This is a genomic window from Enorma sp. (assembly GCF_982429025.1).
Genome location: NZ_CEWCAA010000077.1, coordinates 1 through 6,704, shown reverse-complemented (window position 1 = coordinate 6,704; position 6,704 = coordinate 1). Strand labels below are relative to the sequence as shown.

Here is a 6,704-nt window from a genome sequence, read left to right as displayed (position 1 = left end):
TGCGTCTCCCGTTCCCGGCGCCTACGGAGGAGCGCCGTCGTGAGCTCGTGAAGGAGTGCCGTGAGCTCGCCGAGCAGGCGCGCGTTTCTATCCGTAACATCCGCCGCGACGAGAACGGCAAGATCGAGCGGAACGAAGAGCTTTCCGAGGATGACGTCCGTCGCGAGCAGGCTAAGGTGCAGAAGCACACCGATGCCTATATCAAGAAGATCGATGAGATGCTGAAGGCTAAAGAAGCCGAGGTCATGGAGATTTAGCGTGCAGAACGTGGATTACGACGACTCAACGTTTGAAACTTTCTTCGCGAACCCGCCGGCGGGGCTTGAGCTCGACGCGCTCGATCGCACGCGCATTCCCCGCCATATCTCCTGCATCATGGACGGCAACGGCCGCTGGGCCACCTCGCGTGGCCTTGGCCGCGGCGAAGGCCACAAGGCCGGTATCGTCTCGCTGCGCGAGATCATCACGGCTTGCGTGCGCTTGGGAGTTGAGGTGCTCTCCGCCTATGCGTTCTCCACGGAGAACTGGAAGCGCCCCAAGCAGGAAGTGAACCTGCTCATGCACCTGTTCGCGCAGACGTTCGTTGATGAACTGCCGTTACTCAAACGCGAAAACGTTCGCGTGGTCTTCCTGGGCGATATCTCCGCCCTCCCCAAGCGCACCCGCCAGGTTTTCGAATACGGCCTTAAGGAGACGTCCGAGCACACCGGCATGGTCCTCGCGCTCGCGGTGAACTATGGCGCGCGTGCCGAGCTCACGCGGGCGGCCCGGCTCCTCGCTGAGGATGTTGCCGCCGGACGCCTCGACCCGAGCCGGATCGACGAAGCCGCTGTTGCGGGCAAGCTCTATACCGCCGGGCTTCCCGATCCAGAACTCATCATCCGCACGTCAGGAGAACTGCGCCTCTCGAACTACCTCCTTTGGCAGGCCGCCTATTCCGAGTTCTACATCACGCGCACGTATTGGCCCGACTTCAACCGATGGGAGCTGCTCGATGCTGTCCTATCCTTCCAGGGCCGCGACCGCAGGTTCGGCGGCATCCATGAGAAGGAGGCGTAGCGTGAGCAACCGTCCTTCCTCCTCCGCTCCTGCCGAGCAGGAGGGTGCGCAAGCATCTCCCGCGTTCACCGGCCTTGTGACGCGCGTTATCTCCGGCTTGGTATACGTCGGCCTGTTTATCGGCAGCATCCTCTTTGGATCCATATCAACTGCTGTCTTTGTTGCGCTCATCAGCGTTCTTTCAAGTCATGAGTTCTTCCAGATGGTTAAACGCGACGGCAAGATCCCCAACGAGCTTTTGGGCGATGTCGCGGCATTCCTGTTTCCCATCGCCGCGCTCGGTGAGTCCACGTATCTGTCGGCGTTGATCTTCTTGCTCATCCTGGCCGTGGGGCTCTGGTACGTCTATTCCCCGCGTACCCGCATTGCCGATGTCGCGGCGACGCTCATGGGGCCGCTGTATACCGGTTTCATGCTATCTGCCATCGTGTTGCTCCGCGACGCCGTTCCGGGCTTTCCGGGAGCGCTCCTCACGGTCGGGGTCTGTGCATCGCTCTGGGTTTCAGACTCCTTTGCCTACCTTGTCGGCCGCGCAATCGGGCGTCATAAGATGGCTCCGCGCATCAGCCCCAACAAAACCTGGGAGGGTTTCGTCGGCGGTATTGCAGGGTCTATCATCGTATGGCTCATCTTGTTCGCCACGGGCTTCTACCGCCTCAATATCTTCTTCGCGCTTGGATGCGGCATCGCCGTTGCCATCCTTGGCGTGTTCGGCGACCTCATAGAATCCCGCCTCAAGCGCGGTGTGGGAGTCAAAGACTCCGGCAACCTAATACCCGGTCACGGCGGCATGCTCGACCGCTGCGATTCCCTCATCTTTGGATGCATAACGGCAGAACTGATCCTCGTTATCGGAGGTGTGCTGTAATGCCTCAACCCGACGATTCCAAGCTTCGTGTAGCGATTCTTGGATGTACTGGTTCAATCGGTCGCCAGGCTCTCGATGTTTGCGCGCAACACTCAGATCTTCTTGAGGTCGTCGCCCTCTCAGCGCATGGCAAGACGAAAGAGCTCGTAGACGCTGCTCGTACACATCATGTGGCTTGTGTTGCCGTGACCGATTCCTCACATGCAACGGATCCCATCTTGGCTGAACTTCCCAAGGGAACCGAGCTTCTGTTCGGCGCGGATGCTCTTGCTCGCATCGTTGTTCGCGACGATGTGGATTGCGTGCTCAATGCCGTTGTCGGCGCTGCTGGCCTTACGGCGAGCTATGAGACGCTACGCTCCGGAAAGCGTCTCGCACTCGCCAACAAGGAATCGCTCGTGGTGGGCGGCGACGTGCTCATGCCGCTTGCGCGGCCAGGCCAGATGCTTCCCGTTGACTCTGAGCATAGCGCGATTTTCCAATGCTTGGTGGGGGAGGAGCGCAACCCCATCCACGCCATTTGGCTCACCTGCTCGGGTGGACCGTTCTACGGTCGCACGCACGACGAGCTCGCAGGTATAACGGCCGCCGACGCGCTTCGTCATCCGACCTGGTCGATGGGTCCGAAGATTACCATCGACTCTGCCACGCTGATGAACAAGGGCCTTGAGCGCATCGAGGCGATGCACCTCTTTGGCGTACCCATGGAACAGATCACCGTGCTTATACAGCGCGAATCGAAGATCCACTCGATGGTGGAATACGAGGATGGTTCGGTTATCGCCCAACTCGGCGCGTCCGACATGCGAATTCCCATTCAGTATGCCTTCTCGTACCCCAACCGCTGGGATGCGCCATGCAGCCGAGTCGACTTCCGCGAGATCGCCTCACTCTCCTTCGGCGCACCGGATATGGAGACCTTCCGATGCCTCGCCCTCGCCGAGCGCGCCGGTATCGAAGGGGGTACGTATCCATGCGTGCTCAACGCTGCAAACGAAGTCGCCGTGCATGCGTTCCTTAACGACGAGTGCTCGTTCACCGACATCGCCTGCCTTGTTGAGCGCGCGCTCGACGCGCATGTGCGCGAAGAGGCCGAGTCGATTGAGCAGCTTCGTGATGTAGATGCATGGGCGCGCTCCTTTACTGCCCATGCGCTCAAAGCGCTTGCCCGCTCATAGGAAAGCGAGGACATGGATACACTCGTTCAGGTGGTAACCACCGCGTTCTGGGGCCTTTTGCTGCTCTCTGCACTCGTATTTCTTCACGAGGGCGGGCATTTTCTTGCCGCCCGAGCGTGCGGAGTCCGCGTTACAGAATACTTCCTGGGTCTGCCGTGCCGTTTTAATTTGAGTTATACCTCGAAGCGCATAGGCACGAAGTTCGGTATCACGCCGATCCTGCTCGGAGGCTACGCGATGATCTGCGGCATGGACCCTACGTCCAGCCCTATGGCTCCTGCCGTGCTTACGTTTGTGCATCGTCGTGGTACTGCGACGCTTAGCGACATCGCCCGGGAACTCGATTGCTCCGAAGACGAGGCGCTCGAGGCATGCATGCAGCTCATGGAATGGGGTTCTATCGCGCCTGCACGCGACACCGCATCAGAAGACTCGAATCTCGATGACTCGTATCCCTCGGCCTTCGCCGCGGTTTCGCGCGACGCGAAGGGTGCGACGATATTTGATGGACGGCGCTTCGACCGCGCTCATGCCACGCGTGAGGGAGAGCCCTGGCAGCCTCCGATGGACGAGAACGCCTTCTTTGAGCTCGAAAAATCCCGCACGTATAGTGGGAAAGGTTTCTGGCCGCGGGCCTTCATGCTCGTCGCCGGCATCCTCGTGAACCTTATCACAGGGCTTTTGCTGCTCATGAGCATCTATTCGCTCGTGGGCGTCGAGGTCACCGTCGACGAGAACATCGTCGGATCCGTTGAGGTTGGCTCCGCCGCAGAGTCCGCCGGCCTTATGCCCGGCGACGAAATCATATCTATCGACGGCGTCGAAACGCAGACCTGGACCGATGTCTACAACGCAATTCAGGGCGCTGCGGGCACCGGCTCTTTTGAGATAACCTTCATTCAAAACGATGCCCAGCATTCTGCTACGGTCGAGCTCGAAGATGGGGAGATGCTTGGCATCGGCATCCCCACCCAGGTCGTACGGCTCAATCCGGTTGATTCCGCGCGCCTCTCGATAAGCTACGTGGTGGAAACCGCGCGCTCCATCCTCGACCTCTTTAACCCGCAGCACACGATGGAGATGCTCGAAAACACAACCTCGATCGTTGGCATATCCGTCATGTCGGCCCAAGCCGCAGCGCAAGGCCCCACGACATTCCTCATGCTCGCCGCCCTGATATCGTTCTCGCTCGGCTTGATGAATCTCTTGCCCATTCCACCGCTCGATGGCGGCAAGCTCATCATCGAGATCATCCAGGCGGTCACGAGGCGTGAGGTTCCCCTGAACGTGCAGTCCGCGATCTCTTATGTGGGCGTCGCTTTGTTCCTCGCGCTCTTCGTCTTCGTCCTTCGCAACGACATCATTCGGTTCATTCTGTAGCAGGGAGGCTTCGAGTATGCCTACGTCGCTTCCGCGTGAGCTTACGCGCCCGGTCATGGTCGGATCGGTGCAGATTGGTGGGGGAGCGCCTGTGGTCGTCCAGTCGATGACCTGTACGCCCACCTCAGATACCGAGGCCACGCTCAACCAGATTCGCGCACTCGCCGACGGGGGCTGCGACGTCGTTCGCGTCACGCTTCCCAACCGTGCCGCCATCGACAGCTTCAAAGCGATATGCGATGCCTCTCCGGTTCCCATCATCGCCGACATCCATTTCGATTATCGCCTCGCCATCGCCGCGATTGACGCCGGCGCGGCGAAGCTGAGAATCAACCCCGGTAATATCGGTTCCTGGGAAAAGGTTGATGCTGTCATCGATGCCGCAGGTGCTGCCGGGGCAGCCATTCGCATCGGCGTGAACGCCGGATCGCTAGAAGAGGACCTTGCATCTCGCGACGACCTCACGCAGCCCGAGAAACTCGTTGCCTCGTCGCTCCGCTTTGTCGAGCATTTCGAGGCGCGCGGCTTCAAAGACATCGTGCTCTCTGCTAAGGCCCATAGCGTGCCAACGACGATTGAGACCTATCGGGCGCTCTCTCGTGAGCTTCCTCATATTCCGCTTCACATTGGAGTCACTGAGGCGGGAACCGTTCAGCAGGGCACCATAAAGAGCGCCGTGGGGCTCGGCGTGCTTCTTGCTGAAGGCATCGGCGACACCCTTCGCGTCTCGCTGACAGCCGATCCAACCGAGGAGCCGCCGGTAGCCTGGGGCATTCTGCAGTGCCTCGGCATTCGTCGACGCGGGCCTGAGCTCGTTTCCTGCCCAACCTGCGGCAGAACCCAGGTTGACCTCATCCCCATTGCCCAAGAGGTTGAGAAGCGCCTCCGCACGTGCGAGAAGCCCATTTCAGTCGCTGTGATGGGCTGCGTGGTGAACGGTCCCGGTGAGGCATCCGATGCGGATGTCGGCGTAGCATGTGGAAAGGGGAGCGCCCTGCTCTTCAAGCATGGAAAACCAGTGCGCAAGATTCCCGAGAGCCAGATTGTTGACGCGCTCATGGAGGAAATCGAGAAGCTGTAAGGAACGTTGCTACCCGGGCGGCCTCGGGATGTTTCTTCTTCGCTGGTCCTCGGATTTCAGCTTTCGCTGAAATCCTGTGGAAGCGCTCAGAAGAAATATCCCGAGGCCGCCCCGCTTTCTCTACTCACCTTTCCCCCTCACCCCCTCTATAGAAATATATAATCTACCTACATGAAGCACGTAGCGGCTATGCGCTTTCTACCTACGCGAGAGCAGCGCGCATTGAGGGCTATGAGATTGAGTTGTTGCCTATCCCCGTCTCAGGGCGGGATTATCTCTGAGCGATTCCGCAGCAATTCAGCTCTGCTGAATTGTGAGGACCAGCGAAGAGATAATCCCGCCCTGAGACGGACCCATGTAGCAGTAACAACTCCGTGGTATCATCAACCGGTCAACAACTTGCTCGTAGAAGGAGATGGCATGTCACGCACCCGTGTCGCCAAGATGTCAAAGCTCTATGCCCCCACGCTCAAGGAGGATCCTGCCGAGGCCGAGCTTGCAAGCCATAAGCTCATGCTCCGCGCGGGCATGATTCGCAAGGTCGCTTCGGGTCTCTATAGCTATCTGCCGCTCGCGTGGCGCTCGATCCGCAAGATCGAGGATATCTGCCGTGACGAGATGGACGCCATCGGTGCCCAGGAGATGCTTGTCCCCATTCTTACCCCAGCGGAGCTCTGGGAGGAATCCGGCCGCATCGGTGCATACGGCCCCGAGCTCATGCGTCTCGAAGACCGCCACGATCGCACGTTCTGCCTTGGTCCCACCCATGAGGAGACGTTCACGGACCTCGTGCGCAACGAGCTCAAGAGCTATAAGCAGCTTCCCGTGACCCTTTATCAGATTCAGGACAAGTTCCGCGACGAGCTGCGTCCGCGCTTCGGCCTCATGCGCGGGCGCGAGTTCATCATGAAAGATGCCTACAGCTTCTCCGCCACCCAGGAATCGCTTCAGGAGGTCTATGAGGATATGAAGGGAGCCTACGCCCGTTACTGCGAGCGCTGCGGGCTCAAGGCGCTGCCTGTAGCGGCAGATTCCGGAGAGATCGGCGGAGACTCCTCCATCGAGTACATGGCACTTGCCGACGCCGGCGAGGCCTCGCTCGTCTGGTGTGACTGTGGCTTCGCGGCCGACGATGAGG

General features: G+C 59.7%; 7 protein-coding genes. All 7 read left to right on the top strand.

Annotation, left to right across the window (positions count from 1 at the left end; genetic code table 11):
- Positions 1–257: ribosome-recycling factor (locus AC1VS5_RS09345; protein ID WP_481218451.1), on the top strand; the 257-nt coding region annotated here is incomplete at its 5' end.
- 10 nt (positions 258–267) lie between these two features.
- Positions 268–1,059 carry an isoprenyl transferase gene (locus tag AC1VS5_RS09340; protein ID WP_481218452.1) on the top strand — a complete coding sequence of 264 codons (792 nt, stop codon included), beginning with the start codon at positions 268–270 and terminating at the stop codon, positions 1,057–1,059.
- Between the two features lies 1 nt (position 1,060).
- Positions 1,061–1,927 carry a phosphatidate cytidylyltransferase gene (locus AC1VS5_RS09335; RefSeq protein ID WP_239402013.1) on the top strand — a complete coding sequence of 289 codons (867 nt, stop codon included), beginning with the start codon at positions 1,061–1,063 and terminating at the stop codon, positions 1,925–1,927.
- The gene (gene dxr, locus AC1VS5_RS09330; protein ID WP_087185586.1) at positions 1,927–3,105 is read left to right on the top strand and encodes a 1-deoxy-D-xylulose-5-phosphate reductoisomerase; all 1,179 of its coding nucleotides are present in this window, start codon (positions 1,927–1,929) and stop codon (positions 3,103–3,105) included. Before AC1VS5_RS09335 ends, dxr begins: the two co-directional genes overlap by 1 nt.
- A 12-nt stretch (positions 3,106–3,117) precedes the next feature.
- Positions 3,118–4,485 (top strand): M50 family metallopeptidase, encoded by a 1,368-nt coding sequence (locus tag AC1VS5_RS09325; RefSeq protein ID WP_481218450.1) that lies wholly within the window; start codon positions 3,118–3,120, stop codon positions 4,483–4,485.
- A gap of 16 nt (positions 4,486–4,501) precedes the next feature.
- Positions 4,502–5,566 (top strand): flavodoxin-dependent (E)-4-hydroxy-3-methylbut-2-enyl-diphosphate synthase, encoded by a 1,065-nt coding sequence (gene ispG / locus AC1VS5_RS09320; protein ID WP_481218449.1) that lies wholly within the window; start codon positions 4,502–4,504, stop codon positions 5,564–5,566.
- A gap of 420 nt (positions 5,567–5,986) precedes the next feature.
- The coding region (gene proS, locus AC1VS5_RS09315; RefSeq protein ID WP_481218448.1) for a proline--tRNA ligase at positions 5,987–6,704 on the top strand (718 nt) is incomplete at its 3' end.